This window comes from Kluyvera intermedia (assembly GCF_021440345.1).
GTDB classification, from domain to species: Bacteria; Pseudomonadota; Gammaproteobacteria; order Enterobacterales; family Enterobacteriaceae; genus Kluyvera; species Kluyvera intermedia_A.
In genome coordinates, this window is sequence record NZ_JAKCNS010000025.1 from 39574 (window position 1) to 57424 (window position 17851).

Consider the following 17851-nt stretch of genomic DNA (forward strand, 5'->3'; position numbering starts at 1 on the left):
GGGCTATGCCCGCTTTTTTTACGCCGTCTCGCGCAGACGAACGGCGACGCTTTTCTCTTTAATCGGCAGATTGACCAGAGCTGCCAGCAGCGCCAGCGCGATATCTGCGTACCACACCCACGTCAGACTCCCTTCGTACTGCATCGCTACGCCGCCAAGCCATGCCCCGAAGAAGGCACCAATCTGATGGGTAAATAGCGTAAAGCCAAACAGCGTTGCCAGATAGCGTGTACCAAACAGCTTACCGATGATCCCCGCGGTTGGTGGCACCGTAGCGAGCCAGGTAAAACCAATGGCGCAGGCGAAGATGTAGAACGCGGTTTCGGATTTTGACGACAGCAGGAAAAGGGTAATCATCACCGCGCGGGAAGCGTACAGCACCGCCAGGATGTACTTCATCGGATAATGCTTGCCGAGGAAACCTGCCGCGATACTTCCCGCGATATTGCACAGCCCAATTAGCGACAGGCTGATGGCGGGCACCGTTGAATCATGGCCACACAGTGCGGCTTCCGAGGGCAGGTGGGTTGTCAGAAACGCCACATGAAAGCCGCAGGTCATAAAACCGACGTGCAGTAGCAGGTAGCTGGGATGACGAAAGGCAAGGGCAATCTGTTGCTTTAAGCCGCTATCTTCTGCGGCGTGTTCAACGCAAGCGTGGGCCTGACGTTTATCGCCCCGGCACAGTAACCATGACGGAAATATCGTTGCCAGCGCCGCTGCCGCTAAAAAAATGAGGCCTGAGGCCATGCCACGCAGGCTAATAATAATCTGCACCAGCGGAGCAAAGATAAACTGCCCGACGGAACCACCGGCATTGATGAGACCGCTGGCCATTGACCCCTTATCGGTTGGTAAACGGCTAGCGACCACGCCAATCAGGACGGAAAAGCTTCCCGCCGCCGCACCTGCGGGGCTAAGCAGCCCCTGCGCCAGGGTCAACGGTAAAAACGAAGCTGCCCACAGGGTGCCCAATTGACCGAGAGCAATCATCAACGCCCCGAGCGCCAGCACGCTGAACGCGCCGCGCTTATCCGCCCATGCGCCAAATAGCGGCTGGAAGGCACCCCACATGAGCTGGCCAATCGCTAGCGCCATACTGATTTCGGCGATGCTCATTGACGTTTCCATTACGATGGGATGAATGAACAGCCCCACGGTCTGCCGAATACCCATGGTGATCATCAAGATAACGCTGGCGAGGGTTATGGGGATCCAAAGAGTTGTAGACGATGGCGATGAGGTGCTCACGGAGCACTCCTGTGGTCATGATTATTGATGGCAAGAGAGTACTGAGGACGGCATGAAAAATCTATCGGGGTCAGCCCACCAGGAGGGTGGGCTGATGCTGAATGGTCAAGGTTTCAGCCATTTATCCAGCCATGGGAACACTTCATCCTGCTGCTGACGGTAAAACACGTGACCCAGTTCTGGCCAGCTCTTGGTTACCAGCATATCGTCGGCTTTTTGTGAGTCCCAAACCTTATGCACTTTCGCGAAGGCATCGCTGACCGCCTGTGCGGGGAACAGCTTGTCCTGCCCACCGCTGAAAATCAGCATCGGCTTGGGTGCCGCAATGCTGGCAATATCCGGAATATCCATTTTTGCCGGCATACCGGGATGCAGCATATAGAACGCTGACTGGCCGCGCAGAACGTTGTTGCCCGGGGTCATCAGACCTTCATAGGTGCCAAACCACGAAATCACGGCGGTAGCTGCCACTTTATCGGAGAGTGCCGCCAGCTGCCATGCGCGGAAGCCGCCCATGGAAAAACCGAGTACGCCGATACGCTGTGGGTCAACGCCTTTCAGTGACGCCATAAAATCGACCGTGCGCATGTCTTCGTAGGCCACTTCACCCGCCAGCGAGCGCCCAAGGTTGAAGTAGTTACTGGCGAGCGCCTGCTGCTGTTCGTAGACTATCGGCCCACGATCACCCCAGCCAGGGCTGTCGATGGCGATGACCGTATACCCGCGTTTTGCCAGCTCATCACCAATAAAACGCCCGCTAAAGAATTTATCCGCCCACGCTTGCGCGCTAGCGAGTTGTTCAGCGTTGCCCCAGGGGCGAATCAGCTTTTCTTTACCAATGTCAAATTGAGAACCGTGATCGTGCAGCAGAACGATTGCCGGATGTGGGCCTGGCGTTTTAGGCGTGAGCATTAAAGCCGCGATACGATTGTCATCAGTAATATTCAGCGCCAGCTTTTCGGCGGTATAGCTACCGCGATCTTCACTGGCGATTATCTGCGTAGCAAACGGTTTGTGGGAGTCCGGCGTGAGCAGCGATTGGCGTAATTGCTGACGTGCGTGCTGCTGCCAGACATGGAAATCGGAATTGTGCCCAGAAAGCCAGGAGTCAGGATAGGTCATTTGGCTTTTCAGCTGTTGCCAGCTCGCCGGGAGATTGCTTTCCACCACGCCCTGATGCTGCCAGCTGTCGGCGGCATAACTTTGTGCGGCGGCTACCATTGTCAGCATAAATAATATCTTACCTTTGCCACGCATTCTCACTCCTTAAATCAAAACATCGTTTCAATATTGATTAAGGGATTTTAGCGGTGATGGAAAAACAAACTGTGATCGCGGAAGGAATAAGCAATATTTATAAGAATTGCCTGACGCAAGAGCGTTGCATCAGGCAATAAAAGGTGGGAGTAAGGCTAGTCTAACAGCGGGTTAAACTCCTCGCGGCGCAACATTTTGCACAGGGCAATCAGCGGTAATCCAACCAGCGTGTTGGGATCTCGCCCTTCAAGACGGTCAAACAGGGCGATGCCTAAACCTTCGCTTTTGAAGCTACCGGCACAGTTCAGCGGGCTCTCTTTGCGGATATAAACGCTGATTTCCTGCTCGCTCAGATGGCGGAAATGGACGTCAAATGGTTCACATTCCGTCTGTAACTGCCCATTTGCTGAATTATAAAGCGCCAGCCCGGTATAAAATGTCACCACATTGCCACTGGCCTTTTTTAATTGCTGGCGGGCATTTTCTTCGGTGTGCGGTTTGCCGGTTATTTCACCATCCAGCACGCAAACTTGATCGGAACCAATAATCAGATGGTTTGGATAACGAGCCGCCAGCGCCTGGGCTTTGGCCTGAGCCAGACGCAGCACCAGGCTGCGCGGTGTTTCGCCGGGTAACGGGAGTTCGTCAACCTCAGGTGCGGCGCACTCAAACGGCAGGCCAAGCTTCTCTAACAGCATTTTGCGGTAGGGAGAGGTCGATGCAAGAATCAATTCAGACATAATTTTTCAAATAGAGTGTAGCGAATTAGATTCCGACATTTTAAACTATAGGCCGCAATGTGTGCGAATAATTGGCGAAAGGCAACCTGAGGCTGCCTTTTTCTTTGACTCTATGACGCTACAAAGTTAATATGCGCGCCCTATGCAAAACGTAAAATTACCCCTGACTCTCGATCCGGTTCGTACGGCTCAAAAACGCCTTGATTATGCAGGTATCTATACCCGTGATCTGGTGGAGCGTATTGCCGCGTCTGTAGTCAGTGTGGACACTGATGTGGAATGCGAGATGTCCTTCGCCATCGACAACCAACGTCTCGCGGTTATTACCGGTGATGCGAAGGTGACGGTGTCGCTGGAATGTCAGCGTTGTGGGAAATCGTTTACCCATCATGTACACACAACGTATTGTTTCAGTCCGGTCAAAAATGATGACCAGGTTGAAGCACTCCCGGAAGCGTATGAGCCGATTCAGGTTAACGAATTCGGTGAAATCGATCTGCTGGCGTTGGTTGAAGATGAAATCATCCTCTCCTTGCCGGTAGTTCCGGTGCATGATTCTGAACACTGTGAAGTGTCCGAGGCGGACATGGTCTTTGGTGAATTGCCTGAAGAGGCACAGAAGCCAAACCCATTTGCCGTATTAGCCAGCTTAAAGCAAAAGTAATTGAGGAGTAAGGTCCATGGCCGTACAACAGAATAAACCAACCCGTTCCAAACGTGGCATGCGTCGTTCCCATGACGCTCTGACCGCAGCAAACTTGTCCGTTGACAAAACTTCTGGCGAGAAGCACCTGCGTCACCACATCACTGCCGACGGTTTCTACCGTGGCCGTAAGGTCATCGCTAAGTAATCACGCGACGCTCAAGGCTTTCGCACTGCGTGTGAAGGCCGAAGAGTTCAAGCGTGGTGAAGCTTAGTGAGGAATTTCCCCGGGAAACTGGGGAAACACCAAACCGAGCGGCGACGATACCTTGACACGTCTAACCCTGGCGTTAGATGTCATGGGGGGCGATTTTGGTCCTTCTGTGACAGTGCCTGCAGCATTGCAGGCACTGGATTCTAATTCGCAACTCTCACTTCTTTTAGTCGGCAATCCCGACGACATTACACCATTACTCGCCAAAGCTGACTTTGAACAACGTTCGCGTTTGCAGATAATCCCTGCCCAGTCGGTTATTGCCAGTGATGAACGGCCCTCGCATGCTATTCGCCACAGTCGCGGAAGCTCAATGCGCGTGGCGCTAGAAATGGTAAAAGAAGGGCGGGCCGAGGCCTGTGTCAGCGCAGGAAATACCGGCGCGCTGATGGGGCTAGCAAAATTACTGCTCAAACCCATCGCGGGGATTGAGCGTCCGGCGCTGGTGACGGTTCTACCGCATCAGCAAAAGGGCAAAACGGTAGTGCTGGATCTCGGCGCTAACGTAGATTGCGACAGTACCATGCTGGTGCAGTTTGCCGTCATGGGGTCGGTAATGGCAGAAGACGTGTTGGGGATTGCAAACCCTCGCGTAGCGCTGCTCAACATCGGCGAAGAAGAGATTAAAGGGCACGATAGTATCCGTGATGCCTCATTAGTGTTAAAAACAATCTCTTCCCTCAACTATATCGGCTATCTTGAAGCCAATGAACTGTTGACGGGTAAGACCGATGTTCTGGTTTGTGATGGCTTTACAGGTAACGTCACCTTAAAGACGATGGAAGGGGTTGTCAGAGTCTTCCTTTCGCTGCTGAAATCGCAGAGCGAAGGTAAAAAACGGTCGTGGTGGCTGATTTTATTAAAGCGTTGGTTACAAAAAAGCCTGACAAGGCGATTCAGTCACCTCAACCCCGACCAGTATAATGGCGCCTGTCTGTTAGGATTGCGCGGCACGGTGATAAAGAGTCATGGTGCAGCCAATCAGCGAGCGTTCGCGATCGCGATTGAACAGGCAGTGCAGGCAGTGCAGCGACAAGTTCCGCAGAGAATTGCCGCTCGCCTGGAATCCGTATACCCCGCAGGATTTGACACACTGGAAACCGGCAAACAATAAAGCCGGCTTCGCAGCGGTCGAGTAGTGCGGCTATATTAGCGAAAAGTGACTGAGCGTACATGCATACGAAGATTATTGGTACCGGCAGCTATCTGCCTGAGCAGGTGCGGACTAACGCCGATCTGGAAAAAATGGTTGATACGTCTGACGAATGGATTGTTAGCCGTACAGGTATCCGCGAACGTCGTATCGCAGGCCCTGATGAATCCGTGTCTACGCTGGGTTATGAAGCGGCCAAACGTGCGCTGGAGATGGCTGGCATCGACGCTAGCGAGCTGGGGCTTATCGTGGTGGCAACCACTTCCGCGACCCATGCGTTTCCAAGCGCGGCCTGCCAGATTCAGGACATGCTGGGCGTAAAAGGCGCACCGGCATTTGATATTGCCGCTGCGTGTGCGGGCTTTACCTACGCACTGAGCGTTGCCGACCAGTATGTGAAGTCTGGTGCGGTCAAATATGCGCTGGTGATTGGTGCTGATACGCTGGCACGTACCTGCGATCCAACCGATCGCGGCACGATCATTATTTTCGGCGACGGCGCAGGTGCTGTGGTACTTGCTGCATCTGAAGAGCAGGGGATTATCTCTACCCACCTGCACGCTGACGGTAGCTACGGCAAACTGCTGACGCTGCCAAACGCCGATCGCGTTAACCCGGACAATTCCATCTATCTGACGATGGCCGGTAACGAAGTCTTTAAAGTGGCGGTTACTGAACTGGCGCACATCGTTGATGAAACGCTGGCAGCCAACAATCTTGACCGTTCTGAACTGGACTGGCTGGTGCCACACCAGGCGAACTTACGTATTATCAGCGCGACTGCGAAGAAACTCGGTATGTCGATGGACAACGTGGTAGTGACCCTTGACCGTCACGGCAATACCTCTGCCGCTTCCGTACCGTGCGCCTTTGACGAAGCCGTCCGCGATGGCCGCATCAAACGCGGTCAGCTGGTGCTGCTGGAAGCCTTCGGTGGTGGTTTCACCTGGGGTTCTGCGCTGGTTCGTTTCTAAGTACAAGGATAAAAAAATGACGCAATTCGCTTTTGTGTTCCCGGGACAGGGTTCTCAAGCAGTAGGGATGTTGTCTGAACTGGCAGCGACTTACCCGGTTATTGAAGAAACTTTTCATGAAGCTTCGGCTGCTCTGGGCTACGATCTGTGGGCATTGACCCAGCAGGGCCCGGCGGAAGAACTGAACAAAACCTGGCAAACTCAGCCAGCGCTGCTGACGGCTTCCGTTGCGCTGTTCCGTCTGTGGCAGCAGCAGGGCGGCAAAGCGCCTGCGCTGCTGGCGGGTCATAGTCTTGGCGAATATTCTGCGCTGGTTTGCGCGGGCGTTATCGCTTTTGCTGATGCCGTGCGTCTGGTTGAAATGCGCGGTAAGTTCATGCAGGAAGCGGTACCGGAAGGCACCGGCGGCATGTCCGCAATCATCGGTCTTGACGATGCATCCATCGCCAAAGCCTGTGAAGAATCTGCTGAAGGGCAGGTTGTTTCTCCGGTTAACTTCAACTCTCCGGGCCAGGTGGTTATCGCCGGTCACAAAGAAGCGGTTGAACGCGCGGGCGCTGCCTGTAAAGCTGCGGGCGCTAAGCGTGCGCTGCCGCTGCCGGTAAGCGTGCCGTCCCACTGCGCGCTGATGAAGCCTGCAGCGGAAAAACTGGCCGTTGAGCTGCAAAAAATCACCTTTAGCGCACCGACTATTTCAGTGGTAAATAACGTCGATGTGAAGTGCGAAACCGATGCAGACGCGATTCGCGACGCGCTGGTTCGTCAGCTGTACAGCCCGGTTCAGTGGACCAAAACCGTTGAGTTTATGGCATCCCAGGGTGTAGAGCACCTGTATGAAGTTGGCCCGGGTAAAGTTCTGACCGGTCTGACCAAACGTATTGTAGATACCCTGACAGCATCGGCGATTAACGAGCCAACTGCGCTGTCAGCGGCACTTGCGCAATAAAAGAGGGCAGCATGAGCTTTGAAGGTAAAATTGCACTAGTCACCGGTGCAAGCCGCGGTATTGGCCGCGCAATCGCTGAAACACTGGCCGCTCGCGGCGCAAAAGTTATCGGCACTGCGACCAGCGAAAGCGGCGCGCAGGCAATCAGCGATTATCTGGGTGCGAACGGTAAAGGTCTGATGTTGAATGTGACCGACCCTGCATCTATTGAATCTGTTCTGGAAAAAATTCGTGCGGAATTTGGCGAAGTCGACATTCTGGTCAACAATGCCGGGATTACTCGTGATAACCTGTTAATGCGCATGAAAGATGACGAGTGGAACGATATTATCGAAACCAACCTGTCATCTGTTTTCCGTCTGTCAAAAGCGGTAATGCGCGCTATGATGAAAAAGCGTCATGGGCGTATTATCACTGTCGGTTCTGTGGTTGGTACCATGGGAAATGCGGGTCAGGCTAACTACGCTGCGGCGAAAGCGGGTCTGATCGGCTTCAGTAAATCTCTGGCGCGTGAAATTGCGTCACGCGGTATTACTGTAAACGTTGTTGCTCCGGGCTTTATTGAAACGGACATGACGCGTGCGCTGACTGATGAGCAGCGTGCGGGTACTCTGGCGGCTGTGCCAGCGGGGCGCCTCGGCTCTCCAAATGAAATCGCTAACGCGGTTGCATTTTTGGCCTCCGACGAAGCAAGTTACATCACTGGTGAAACGTTGCACGTGAACGGCGGGATGTATATGGTCTGACCGTGTTTTGCACAAAGTGCTCAGACAACGGGCAATCTACGTATGTCTGAGTATGATTAGTGCAAAATGATTTGCGTTATGAGGGCAAAAACCCGCAAAATAGCGTAAAATCGTGGTATGACCTGCCGGGATTTAGTTGCAAATTTTTCAACATTTTATACACTACGAAAACCATCGCGAAAGCGAGTTTTGATAGGAAATTTAAGAGTATGAGCACTATCGAAGAACGCGTTAAGAAAATCATCGGCGAACAGCTGGGCGTTAAGCAGGAAGAAGTGACCAACAATGCTTCCTTCGTTGAAGACCTGGGCGCAGATTCTCTTGACACCGTTGAGCTGGTAATGGCTCTGGAAGAAGAGTTTGATACTGAGATTCCGGACGAAGAAGCTGAGAAAATTACTACTGTTCAGGCTGCCATTGATTACATCAACGGTCACCAGGCGTAAGTGAACATCTCCAGGCGGTCATTCGACCGCCTGAGTTTTATCTTTTTGTCCCACAAGTATCTATTTTATCCCTCCCTGGAGGACAAACGTGTCTAAGCGTCGTGTAGTTGTGACCGGACTGGGCATGTTGTCTCCTGTCGGCAATACCGTAGAGTCTACCTGGAAAGCTCTCCTTGCCGGTCAGAGTGGCATCAGCCTGATCGACCATTTCGATACTAGCGCCTATGCAACCAAATTTGCTGGCTTAGTAAAGGATTTTAACTGTGATGACATTATCTCGCGCAAAGAACAGCGCAAGATGGATGCCTTCATTCAATATGGAATTGTTGCAGGCTGGCAGGCCATGCAGGATTCTGGCCTCGAGATTACGGAAGAGAACGCTCACCGTATTGGCGCCGCTATCGGCTCCGGTATTGGCGGTCTCGGTCTTATCGAAGAAAACCATACCTCTTTGGTAAACGGTGGCCCGCGTAAGATTAGCCCGTTCTTCGTTCCATCAACGATTGTTAACATGGTGGCAGGTCACCTGACCATCATGTTCGGTTTGCGTGGTCCAAGCATCTCTATTGCAACCGCATGTACTTCCGGTGTGCACAACATTGGCCAGGCTGCGCGTATCATCGCTTATGGTGATGCGGATGCCATGGTTGCCGGTGGTGCAGAAAAAGCCAGTACCCCGCTGGGCGTGGGTGGCTTTGGTGCCGCACGTGCGCTGTCTACGCGTAACGATAATCCTCAGGCGGCAAGCCGTCCGTGGGATAAAGAGCGTGATGGCTTCGTACTGGGCGACGGTGCAGGCATGGTTGTACTGGAAGAGTACGAACACGCGAAAAAACGCGGCGCGAAAATTTATGCAGAAGTCGTTGGCTTCGGCATGAGTAGCGATGCGTACCACATGACCTCACCACCGGAAAACGGTGCGGGTGCTGCGCTGGCGATGGTTAATGCCATTCGCGATGCCGGTATTGAAGCGGGCCAGATTGGCTACGTGAATGCCCACGGCACCTCAACGCCTGCTGGCGACAAAGCAGAAACACAGGCAGTTAAGTCTGTTTTCGGCGACGCCGCAAGCCGCGTGATGGTCAGTTCCACCAAGTCAATGACCGGCCACCTGCTGGGTGCTGCGGGTGCAGTAGAATCTATCTACTCTATCCTGGCGCTGCGCGATCAGGTCGTCCCGCCAACCATCAACCTGGATAACCCGGATGAAGGTTGTGATCTGGACTTCGTGCCTCATGAAGCGCGTCAGGTTAGCGGCCTGGAGTACACCCTGTGTAACTCCTTCGGCTTCGGTGGTACTAACGGTTCACTGATCTTTAAAAAGGTCTGAGCCTGATTATCTGGCCACCTTGATGTGGCCAGATAACGAAATGATTAAGGCCCGCTTGTCGGGCCTTTTTTTATTCGGCTTTCTCTGCTTGTTCAACGGGTTCCATCTTGCGAAACTACCCGACCATCGATAAGGAGCCGCTATGTTCTTAATTAATGGCCTTGAACAAAATACCCTCGCGGTCACTGACCGTGCGACGCAGTTTGGCGACGGCAGTTTCACCACCGCTCGCGTTGTCGAGGGGAGGGTACAGCACCTGGCCGCACATATTGGCCGTCTACAGCTGGCCTGCGAGCGCCTTTCTATCGCCTTTAGCGACTGGCAGATTCTGGCCCAGGAGATGTCGGCGCTGGCAAGTGAACAGCGCAACGGCGTGCTTAAAGTGATCATCAGCCGCGGACCCGGCGGACGCGGCTATAGCGGTAGTGCCTGTGTTTCACCCACGCGAATTCTCTCTACCTCGGCGACACCAGCCCACTATACTCACTGGAAGGCTACCGGGGTTACGCTCGCGCTAAGCCCGGTAACGCTGGGGCGTAATCCGTACCTCGCAGGAATTAAGCATCTCAATCGCCTTGAGCAGGTGCTAATTCGTACTCATCTTGAGCAGACGGGCGCGGATGAAGCCCTTGTCCTTGACAGCGACGGGTGGCTTACGGAATGCTGTGCCGCTAATTTATTCTGGCGCTGCGGACAAGAAGTGTACACGCCGCGCCTCGACAGCGCCGGAGTGAACGGCATTATGCGCCAGTTTATTATGGCGACGCTGGCACGCTCGCCGTATCGAGTTGTCGAAGTCAATGCACCGCTGGCGGCGATAAGTCAGGCGGATGAAGTTCTGATGTGTAACGCGCTGATGCCGGTTATCCCAGTGCAGCGCTATGCGGAGCAGCAGTGGCCTGCCCGCGAACTCTACCAATTTTTAGCCCCACTTTGTGAGTCGTCTGATTAGCATGAAGAAAATGTTACGCTTTGTCCTGTTAGTGTTGGTTGTCCTCGGCGTTGCCGCCGGTGTGGGCATGTGGAAGGTTCGACAGCTGGCGGACAGTACGCTGCTGATTAAAGACGAAACCATCTTTACGCTGAAACCTGGCACCGGGCGTCTGGCGCTCGGCGACCAGCTCTACGCGGAGAAGGTGCTGAACCGCCCGCGTGTTTTCCAGTGGTTACTGCGCCTTGAGCCTGAGCTTTCACACTTTAAGGCCGGGACCTACCGTATCACGCCGCAGATGACCGTTCGCGATATGCTACAACTGATGGCCAGCGGTAAAGAGGCACAGTTCCCGCTGCGTTTTGTCGAAGGGATGCGCCTGAGCGACTATCTCAAACAGCTGCGTGAATCACCGTACATTAAACACACACTGAGCGATGATACCTACGCCACGGTGGCGCAGGCGCTGAAGCTGGACAACCCTGAATGGGTAGAGGGCTGGTTCTGGCCTGACACCTGGATGTATACCGCCAACACCAGCGATGTGGCTATTCTCAAGCGCGCGCACCAGAAAATGGTCGTCCAGGTCGATAAAGTCTGGGACGGGCGAGCGGATAATCTACCGTATCACGATAAAAACCAGCTCGTTACCATGGCGTCGATTATCGAAAAAGAGACGGCGGTAGCCGAAGAGCGTGACCGTGTAGCCTCAGTATTTATCAACCGTCTGCGTATTGGCATGCGCCTGCAAACCGACCCGACCGTCATCTACGGGATGGGCGAAAGCTACAATGGCAAGCTCTCGCGTAAAGATCTTGAGACGCCAACCGCGTATAATACCTACACTATTGCCGGCATGCCGCCGGGTGCCATCGCCAATCCGGGGGAAGCGTCTCTGAATGCTGCCGCGCATCCGGCGAAAACGCCGTATCTCTATTTTGTAGCGGACGGCAAAGGTGGACATACATTTAATACCAATCTTGCGAGCCATAACCGGTCGGTGCAGGATTACCTGAAAGTGCTAAAGGATAAAAATGCGCAGTAATTACATCGTCATTGAAGGACTGGAAGGGGCGGGTAAAACCACCGCGCGGGATGTTGTCGTCGAAACGCTGCGTGAGCTGGGCATCAACGACTTGCTGTTTACCCGTGAACCGGGCGGCACCGTGTTGGCTGAGAAGCTGCGTAGCCTGGTGTTGGATATTAAGTCGGTCGGCGACGAAGTGATTACCGATAAAGCGGAAGTCCTGATGTTTTACGCCGCGCGCGTGCAGTTGGTTGATAGCGTTATCAAACCGGCGCTGGCCAAAGGCCAATGGGTTATCGGCGATCGCCATGATCTGTCGACTCAGGCGTATCAGGGTGGCGGCCGCGGTATCGACCGCCAGATGTTGGCTACGCTGCGTGATGCAGTGCTGGGTGATTTCCGTCCCAACCTGACGATTTATCTCGACGTTACGCCGGAAGTCGGTCTGAAACGCGCCCGTGCGCGCGGCGATCTGGACCGCATTGAACAAGAATCGCTGAACTTCTTCAACCGTACCCGAGCGCGTTATCTTGAACTGGCAGCGGCCGATGACAGCATTATCACCATCGATGCTACCCAGTCGCTGGAGAAAGTGATGGGCGATATCCGCTCGGCGGTAACTGTCTGGGTTGCGGAGCAACAGGCATGAAATGGTATCCGTGGTTACGCCCACCGTTTGAACAGCTTACCGCAAGCTATCAGGCTGGACGGGGTCACCACGCGCTGCTGATTCAGGCGCGTGAGGGTATGGGAGCCGATTCGCTCGCTTACGCCATTACCCGCCTGTTGATGTGTCATACCCCTGACGGTCAGAAAAGCTGCGGCAAGTGCCATAGCTGCCAGCTGATGCAGGCGGGGACGCACCCCGATTACTACGCGCTGCAGCCGGAAAAAGGCAAAAGTACTCTGGGTATTGATGCGGTGCGTGGCGTCAGTGAAAAGCTGTACGAGCACGCCCGTCTGGGCGGCGCGAAGGTTGTATGGATTGCCGACGCGACGCAGCTCACCGAGGCCGCCGCGAATGCGTTACTAAAAACGCTGGAAGAGCCGCCAAAAAATACCTGGTTCTTACTCGCCTGCGAAGAGCCTGCTCGTTTGCTGGCGACTATGCGCAGCCGCTGCCGTCTTTATCATCTGGCCCCGCCGAGCGAGCAGTATGCGCTGGCGTGGCTGGAGCGAGAAATCACCGCTTCACGCGATACGCTCCTGACCGCGCTGCGCCTTTGCGATCATGCGCCCGCGGCGGCGCTGGAACTGCTGGCGCAGGAGACCTGGTCTGCCCGCGACAAATTGTGCCAGGCCCTGAGCGGCAGCGTAAACAGCGGTGACTGGCTGGCGCTTTTACCGGCGTTGAACCATGATTCCGTGGTGCAACGCCTGCACTGGTTATCCTCGCTCCTGCTTGACGCCTTGAAACAGCAACAACGCATTAGCCAACTGACCAATGCCGACAATCTGGCGCTGGTCAATCAACTGGCCCATTCGCTGTCTGCCTCGCGTCTACAGGCTATCGTCGCCGATGCCTGCGTTTGCCGCGAACAGTTGTTAAGCGTCACCGGGCTGAACCGCGAATTAATCCTCACCGAGCGCCTGCTGCGCTGGGAACAGTATTTGCAACCTGGCGCAATATTGCCAGTATCTCACTTCTAAGAGAGACATCATGTTTTTAGTCGACTCCCACTGCCATCTCGATGGCCTTGATTATCAATCCCTGCATAAAGACGTAGACGACGTGATGGCGAAAGCCGCCGCGCGCGACGTTCGTTTCGCGCTGGCGGTTGCCACCACTTTACCCGGCTATCGCCAGATGCGTGAGCTGGTAGGGGAGCGCCCGGAAGTGGTGTTCTCCTGCGGCGTTCATCCGCTCAATCAGGATGAAGCGTACGATGTAGAAGATCTGCGTCGTATGGCGGCGGAAGAGGGCGTCGTCGCGATGGGTGAGACCGGGCTGGATTACTTCTACACTCCGGAAACCAAAACCCAGCAGCAGCTGTCATTCCGTCAGCATATTCAGATTGGCCGCGAGCTGAATAAGCCGGTGATTGTGCATACTCGCGATGCGCGCGCCGATACGCTGGATATCCTGCGTGAAGAAAGGGTGATGGATTGCGGCGGTGTACTACACTGTTTCACTGAAGACACGGAGACTGCGGGTAAGCTACTGGATATGGGCTTTTATATCTCATTTTCCGGGATTGTGACCTTCCGTAATGCGGAGCAACTGCGTGAGGCCGCACGGTATGTCCCATTAGACAGGCTGTTGGTTGAAACCGATTCTCCTTATCTGGCACCGGTGCCACATCGCGGCAAAGAGAACCAGCCGGCGATGGTGCGCGACGTTGCTGAATACATGGCGGTACTCAAGGGTGTGAACGTTGAACAGCTGGCGCAGCAGACGACGGAAAACTTCGCCAAACTCTTCCATATCGATCCCGCCCGCCTGCAATCTTGCTGATTTTCTAGCTTATTTTAATGCTCGTAATTAATGGTTAAAGCGAGTACAGTTCACCGCCGTAAAAGTGGCGGTGAATGTTAATCCCGCAACATGAAGACATACTTTGTGTAAAGAAGATTAAGTTTTTCAGCCGTAGCTCTTTGAAACGTGATAGCCGTCAAACAAAATCGGAGTGAATTATTTTACTCTGTGTAATAAATAAAGGGCGCTTTAGATGCCCTGACCCCTGGTGAGTCTCTCCCCACTCACTAATGCGTGAAAACGTAGATAAAAGTACAAATACTCAGGAGCACTCCTAATTATGTTTAAGAATGCATTTGCTAACCTGCAGAAGGTCGGTAAATCGCTGATGCTGCCGGTTTCCGTGCTGCCTATCGCAGGTATCCTGCTGGGCGTCGGATCCGCAAACTTCAGCTGGCTGCCAGCCGTCGTCTCTCATGTTATGGCTGAAGCAGGTGGTTCTGTTTTTGCTAACATGCCACTTATCTTCGCTATCGGTGTTGCATTAGGTTTCACCAATAACGACGGTGTATCCGCACTGGCTTCGGTCGTGGCTTACGGCATCATGGTGAAAACCATGGCTGTGGTTGCGCCGCTGGTACTGCATTTACCGGCTGAAGAGATCGCCGCAAAACACCTGGCTGATACCGGTGTTCTGGGTGGTATCATCGCGGGTGCGATTGCAGCGTACATGTTCAACCGTTTCTACCGCATCAAGCTGCCAGAATACCTGGGCTTCTTTGCCGGTAAACGTTTCGTTCCGATCATTTCTGGTCTGACTGCCATCTTCATGGGTATCGTGCTGTCCTTTATCTGGCCGCCAATCGGTACTGCTATTCAGACCTTCTCTCAGTGGGCCGCGTACCAGAACCCAGTTGTGGCGTTCGGTATCTACGGTTTCATTGAACGTTGCCTGGTACCATTTGGTCTGCACCACATCTGGAACGTTCCTTTCCAGATGCAGATCGGTGAATACACCAACGCAGCGGGTCAGGTCTTCCATGGCGACATCCCTCGCTACATGGCAGGCGACCCAACCGCGGGCAAACTGTCCGGCGGCTTCCTGTTCAAAATGTACGGTCTGCCAGCCGCAGCTATCGCTATCTGGCATTCTGCTAAACCAGAAAACCGCGCGAAAGTGGGCGGTATCATGATCTCCGCAGCGTTGACCTCGTTCCTGACCGGTATTACCGAGCCAATCGAGTTCTCCTTCATGTTCGTTGCGCCGATCCTGTACATCATCCACGCGATTCTGGCAGGTCTGGCATTCCCAATCTGTATTCTGCTGGGTATGCGTGACGGTACTTCGTTCTCTCACGGTCTGATCGACTTTATCGTTCTGTCCGGTAACAGCAGCAAACTGTGGCTGTTCCCGATTGTCGGTATCTGCTATGCGATCGTTTACTACGTTGTTTTCCGCGTGCTGATTAAAGCACTGGATCTGAAAACTCCGGGTCGTGAAGACAACACTGACGATGCTAAAGCAACCGCCACCAGTGAAATGGCTCCGGCGCTGATTGCAGCCTTCGGTGGTAAAGAAAACATCACTAACCTCGACGCATGTATCACCCGTCTGCGCGTTAGCGTAGCCGATGTAGCGAAAGTGGATCAGGCTGGCCTGAAGAAACTGGGCGCTGCGGGTGTTGTGGTTGCAGGTTCCGGCGTTCAGGCCATTTTCGGTACCAAATCCGATAACCTGAAAACCGAGATGGACGACTATATTCGTAATAACTAAGTTATTCGAAGTCGTAGTATTGGGGAGACTAAGGCAGCCGAAAGGCTGCCTTTTTTATGCACGTCTTAATGAGCTCTTTCTGCACTCATCCGTTGACGCTGCCGCATTCGGCGTTTGCCGGAGGAGGTAGTAGGTAGTAGGGCGATTAGTCGCAGCGGACCGTGCCAAAACTATCGCGGCGACACGTGGTGGTGGTGCCATCGCTGTGCTGCGTCCGGCTGGTTCCAAAAGAATCTGTGCGGGTCACGTCGCCGTTGCTGCCGCGCGTTGTCCCGAAGCTGTCCGTGCGCCAGCTGTTGCCCTGGTTGTCGCGAGTTGTACCGAAAGAGTCAGTGCGGTAAGTACTGCCATCGCTGCCTCGGGTCGTGCCAAAACTATCTGTTCTGTACGTCGTGCCATTGTCGCAACGTGTAGTGTTGAATGAGTCAGTGCGGCAGGTAGTGGCCTGCGCAGTGCCTGCTAGTAGCGCTAGCAGGATTGTCAGGTATTTCATAAAAACCTCGTCAGGACGGATTGCGGAAATAGCGGGCGGTGATAACGTCCAACAGCCCCAGAATAAACGCCACGGCAAGCATGATTAATCCCGGCAGCATCAGCCGCGACTCAATGAGCATTCCCGACTCATCTATGCGAGCGCCCTTCTCACCGATGATCAGAAATACCATACCGACAACGGCCAGAAACAGCCATATCCAGCGGATCGGCCTCAATCCAAAATACTTCATCGTTCATACCCCATCTCTTCTAACGGCAGGCGCTTTTTGTTAGCGTTATCACCGTAAAGGCCGCGTGTGCGGCACAGTTCTGTGCGGCCACCATCCTGATGGCCGCGTCAGATTATTTGTTAATGGTAACGCTGATAATCACGCCTTTCTTCGTGATGGTCTTAACCACATCGTTTGTTGCTGAGTTATACCAAATCCCAGGGTCTGTCTGCTGGAATCCTGCTGCTTTCAGCGCGGCTGCGGCGGTGCTAGCGTTCTCGCCCAGTAAATCCTCACCCATTGCACTCAGACGAGCTGCATGGCCATCATTGGCCTTCGGTTTAGCCGCCGCGGCGTTCTGCGCCTTTGTTTTGTGAATATCGCAGGTAGTTCCTGCGTTTACTTGCGTGCAGCCAGAACGGATCAATTGGTCACGGTAATGCGCATTGATAGCGTTGGCCGGTGCGATTGATGCAGCCGTGATGGCTGCCAGTGTGATGCTACTCAAAATCAGTTTTTTCATGGTTTGCAATCTCATTAACGTTATTTGTTTAATTATTTGGCGTCCGGCTTACCCGTCTCAAGGTAGCCATTTATTCGTCGGCATACTTGTGAGTACCGTCAAAAAGGCCAGTACACAGAGTCATTTCCGTAGATTAGTAATGGAAACCGCCACCAGAGCGGCCACCGCCTACGTGACTATCAGCCAGGCCACCAGCACTGCGGGAGTTCTGGGCATTGCTTGCGCCATTTCCCGTGCTTCGTTCGCTGCGGGAGCGAGTTCCACGGTCGCTGCCACCCTTATGAGTGATGGGGGCCGTCGGGGTGAGCGACGGTGAAACGGGTGAGGCTGCCGTTACTGCCATCTGCATATTTTTCAGGCTTGTGCCGACCACATGTGGTGTAGGCGGGGTACGCTGCTGTGAAACAGGGGCCGCTGCGGCCAGAGCAGCTTTGTTATCCATCGCAGAGCTGACGGTTGATTTAGCGTCTGCGATTGACTGCGCGTTAGCTGCGAGAGACGCGTGGTTCTGAGCCATCGCATTCGAGCGCGCTGCAATTGCTGAACTCATATCTTGACCGCTCATGTTTGCCAGGTTGGCGCGGCTAACAGTGCTACGGACTGCCTTGCTGGCGGTAGAAGAGTCTGAGGCTGATTTGCTCACGCCAGTTGCTGTAGTGGCGTCAAAAGAAACAGCAGAAGCATTAATAGCAATAGTTGGGTGATGCTGCCAACTT

20 protein-coding genes and 1 pseudogene are annotated in these 17851 nt (G+C 53.9%); 15 read left to right on the plus strand and 6 right to left on the minus strand.

Annotated elements, in window-relative coordinates; all coding sequences use genetic code 11:
• Positions 1 to 18: 18 nt before the first annotated feature.
• The 3 genes from LZ634_RS08585 to LZ634_RS08595 form a co-directional block, all read right to left on the minus strand.
• Positions 19 to 1251 (minus strand): MFS transporter, encoded by a 1233-nt coding sequence (locus LZ634_RS08585; RefSeq protein WP_234503977.1) that lies wholly within the window; start codon positions 1249 to 1251, stop codon positions 19 to 21.
• A gap of 105 nt (positions 1252 to 1356) precedes the next feature.
• Entirely contained in the window at positions 1357 to 2472 is a 1116-nt protein-coding gene (locus LZ634_RS08590; protein ID WP_414467733.1) for a dienelactone hydrolase family protein, read from the minus strand.
• 191 nt (positions 2473 to 2663) lie between these two features.
• Positions 2664 to 3248, minus strand: a complete 585-nt coding sequence (locus LZ634_RS08595; protein ID WP_234503982.1) for a Maf family protein — start codon at positions 3246 to 3248, stop codon at positions 2664 to 2666.
• Positions 3249 to 3390: 142 nt separating this feature from the next.
• On the opposite strand from LZ634_RS08595, the gene yceD reads away from it, so the two are divergent.
• From yceD to LZ634_RS08670, 15 genes are all read left to right on the plus strand, one after another.
• Positions 3391 to 3912: a 23S rRNA accumulation protein YceD gene (yceD, locus tag LZ634_RS08600; RefSeq protein WP_234503984.1), complete on the plus strand. Its 522-nt coding sequence runs from the start codon at positions 3391 to 3393 to the stop codon at positions 3910 to 3912.
• Between the two features lie 16 nt (positions 3913 to 3928).
• On the plus strand, positions 3929 to 4099 hold the full coding sequence (rpmF, locus tag LZ634_RS08605) for a 50S ribosomal protein L32 (protein ID WP_052284447.1): 171 nt from the start codon (positions 3929 to 3931) through the stop codon (positions 4097 to 4099).
• Between the two features lie 121 nt (positions 4100 to 4220).
• Positions 4221 to 5279 (plus strand): phosphate acyltransferase PlsX, encoded by a 1059-nt coding sequence (plsX, locus tag LZ634_RS08610; RefSeq protein ID WP_234503985.1) that lies wholly within the window; start codon positions 4221 to 4223, stop codon positions 5277 to 5279.
• Between the two features lie 59 nt (positions 5280 to 5338).
• Entirely contained in the window at positions 5339 to 6292 is a 954-nt protein-coding gene (locus LZ634_RS08615; protein ID WP_234503989.1) for a beta-ketoacyl-ACP synthase III, read from the plus strand.
• Positions 6293 to 6308: 16 nt separating this feature from the next.
• A complete protein-coding gene (gene fabD / locus LZ634_RS08620; RefSeq protein ID WP_234503992.1) occupies positions 6309 to 7238 on the plus strand; it encodes an ACP S-malonyltransferase in 930 nt (309 codons plus the stop codon).
• An 11-nt stretch (positions 7239 to 7249) separates the two neighbouring features.
• Positions 7250 to 7984, plus strand: coding sequence for a 3-oxoacyl-ACP reductase FabG (fabG, locus tag LZ634_RS08625; protein ID WP_112202228.1), 735 nt, complete (start codon positions 7250 to 7252; stop codon positions 7982 to 7984).
• A gap of 209 nt (positions 7985 to 8193) precedes the next feature.
• On the plus strand, positions 8194 to 8430 hold the full coding sequence (gene acpP / locus LZ634_RS08630; RefSeq protein WP_000103754.1) for an acyl carrier protein: 237 nt from the start codon (positions 8194 to 8196) through the stop codon (positions 8428 to 8430).
• Positions 8431 to 8518: 88 nt separating this feature from the next.
• Positions 8519 to 9760, plus strand: a complete 1242-nt coding sequence (gene fabF, locus LZ634_RS08635) for a beta-ketoacyl-ACP synthase II (protein ID WP_234503995.1) — start codon at positions 8519 to 8521, stop codon at positions 9758 to 9760.
• A 142-nt stretch (positions 9761 to 9902) separates the two neighbouring features.
• Positions 9903 to 10712 (plus strand): aminodeoxychorismate lyase, encoded by an 810-nt coding sequence (pabC, locus tag LZ634_RS08640; protein ID WP_234503997.1) that lies wholly within the window; start codon positions 9903 to 9905, stop codon positions 10710 to 10712.
• Between the two features lies 1 nt (position 10713).
• Positions 10714 to 11736: a cell division protein YceG gene (gene yceG, locus LZ634_RS08645; RefSeq protein ID WP_234503999.1), complete on the plus strand. Its 1023-nt coding sequence runs from the start codon at positions 10714 to 10716 to the stop codon at positions 11734 to 11736.
• Positions 11726 to 12367: a dTMP kinase gene (tmk, locus tag LZ634_RS08650; RefSeq protein WP_234504001.1), complete on the plus strand. Its 642-nt coding sequence runs from the start codon at positions 11726 to 11728 to the stop codon at positions 12365 to 12367. The genes yceG and tmk overlap by 11 nt, the downstream gene beginning before the upstream one ends.
• Positions 12364 to 13368, plus strand: coding sequence for a DNA polymerase III subunit delta' (gene holB, locus LZ634_RS08655; protein ID WP_234504002.1), 1005 nt, complete (start codon positions 12364 to 12366; stop codon positions 13366 to 13368). Before tmk ends, holB begins: the two co-directional genes overlap by 4 nt.
• 10 nt (positions 13369 to 13378) lie before the next feature.
• On the plus strand, positions 13379 to 14173 hold the full coding sequence (locus LZ634_RS08660) for a metal-dependent hydrolase (RefSeq protein ID WP_234504004.1): 795 nt from the start codon (positions 13379 to 13381) through the stop codon (positions 14171 to 14173).
• Positions 14174 to 14474: 301 nt separating this feature from the next.
• Entirely contained in the window at positions 14475 to 15908 is a 1434-nt protein-coding gene (ptsG, locus tag LZ634_RS08665; protein WP_234504006.1) for a PTS glucose transporter subunit IIBC, read from the plus strand.
• Positions 15909 to 16069: 161 nt separating this feature from the next.
• Complete coding sequence (locus LZ634_RS08670) at positions 16070 to 16249, plus strand: hypothetical protein (RefSeq protein WP_234504008.1); 180 nt, start codon at positions 16070 to 16072, stop codon at positions 16247 to 16249.
• A gap of 162 nt (positions 16250 to 16411) precedes the next feature.
• On the opposite strand, the gene LZ634_RS08675 is transcribed toward LZ634_RS08670, so the two are convergent.
• The 3 genes and pseudogenes from LZ634_RS08675 to LZ634_RS08685 form a co-directional block, all read right to left on the minus strand.
• Positions 16412 to 16633, minus strand: coding sequence for a hypothetical protein (locus tag LZ634_RS08675; RefSeq protein WP_234504010.1), 222 nt, complete (start codon positions 16631 to 16633; stop codon positions 16412 to 16414).
• Positions 16634 to 16952: 319 nt separating this feature from the next.
• A pseudogene (locus LZ634_RS22745) lies at positions 16953 to 17135 on the minus strand (hypothetical protein); the annotation flags it as partial.
• A 133-nt stretch (positions 17136 to 17268) separates the two neighbouring features.
• The coding region (locus tag LZ634_RS08685; protein ID WP_234504015.1) for a hypothetical protein at positions 17269 to 17851 on the minus strand (583 nt) is incomplete at its 5' end.

Excerpts from the sequence above, each read along its gene's own strand:
- yceG (WP_234503999.1), top strand. The coding sequence starts at position 10,714 with ATGAAGAAAATGTTACGCTTTGTCCTGTTAGTGTTGGTTGTCCTCGGC.
- holB (WP_234504002.1), top strand. The coding sequence starts at position 12,364 with ATGAAATGGTATCCGTGGTTACGCCCACCGTTTGAACAGCTTACCGCA.
- acpP (WP_000103754.1), top strand. The coding sequence starts at position 8,194 with ATGAGCACTATCGAAGAACGCGTTAAGAAAATCATCGGCGAACAGCTG.
- fabD (WP_234503992.1), top strand. The coding sequence starts at position 6,309 with ATGACGCAATTCGCTTTTGTGTTCCCGGGACAGGGTTCTCAAGCAGTA.
- LZ634_RS08590 (WP_414467733.1), bottom strand. The coding sequence starts at position 2,472 with ATGGTAGCCGCCGCACAAAGTTATGCCGCCGACAGCTGGCAGCATCAG.
- LZ634_RS08615 (WP_234503989.1), top strand. The coding sequence starts at position 5,339 with ATGCATACGAAGATTATTGGTACCGGCAGCTATCTGCCTGAGCAGGTG.
- rpmF (WP_052284447.1), top strand. The coding sequence starts at position 3,929 with ATGGCCGTACAACAGAATAAACCAACCCGTTCCAAACGTGGCATGCGT.
- ptsG (WP_234504006.1), top strand. The coding sequence starts at position 14,475 with ATGTTTAAGAATGCATTTGCTAACCTGCAGAAGGTCGGTAAATCGCTG.
- yceD (WP_234503984.1), top strand. The coding sequence starts at position 3,391 with ATGCAAAACGTAAAATTACCCCTGACTCTCGATCCGGTTCGTACGGCT.
- pabC (WP_234503997.1), top strand. The coding sequence starts at position 9,903 with ATGTTCTTAATTAATGGCCTTGAACAAAATACCCTCGCGGTCACTGAC.
- fabG (WP_112202228.1), top strand. The coding sequence starts at position 7,250 with ATGAGCTTTGAAGGTAAAATTGCACTAGTCACCGGTGCAAGCCGCGGT.
- LZ634_RS08595 (WP_234503982.1), bottom strand. The coding sequence starts at position 3,248 with ATGTCTGAATTGATTCTTGCATCGACCTCTCCCTACCGCAAAATGCTG.
- LZ634_RS08660 (WP_234504004.1), top strand. The coding sequence starts at position 13,379 with ATGTTTTTAGTCGACTCCCACTGCCATCTCGATGGCCTTGATTATCAA.
- LZ634_RS08675 (WP_234504010.1), bottom strand. The coding sequence starts at position 16,633 with ATGAAGTATTTTGGATTGAGGCCGATCCGCTGGATATGGCTGTTTCTG.
- tmk (WP_234504001.1), top strand. The coding sequence starts at position 11,726 with ATGCGCAGTAATTACATCGTCATTGAAGGACTGGAAGGGGCGGGTAAA.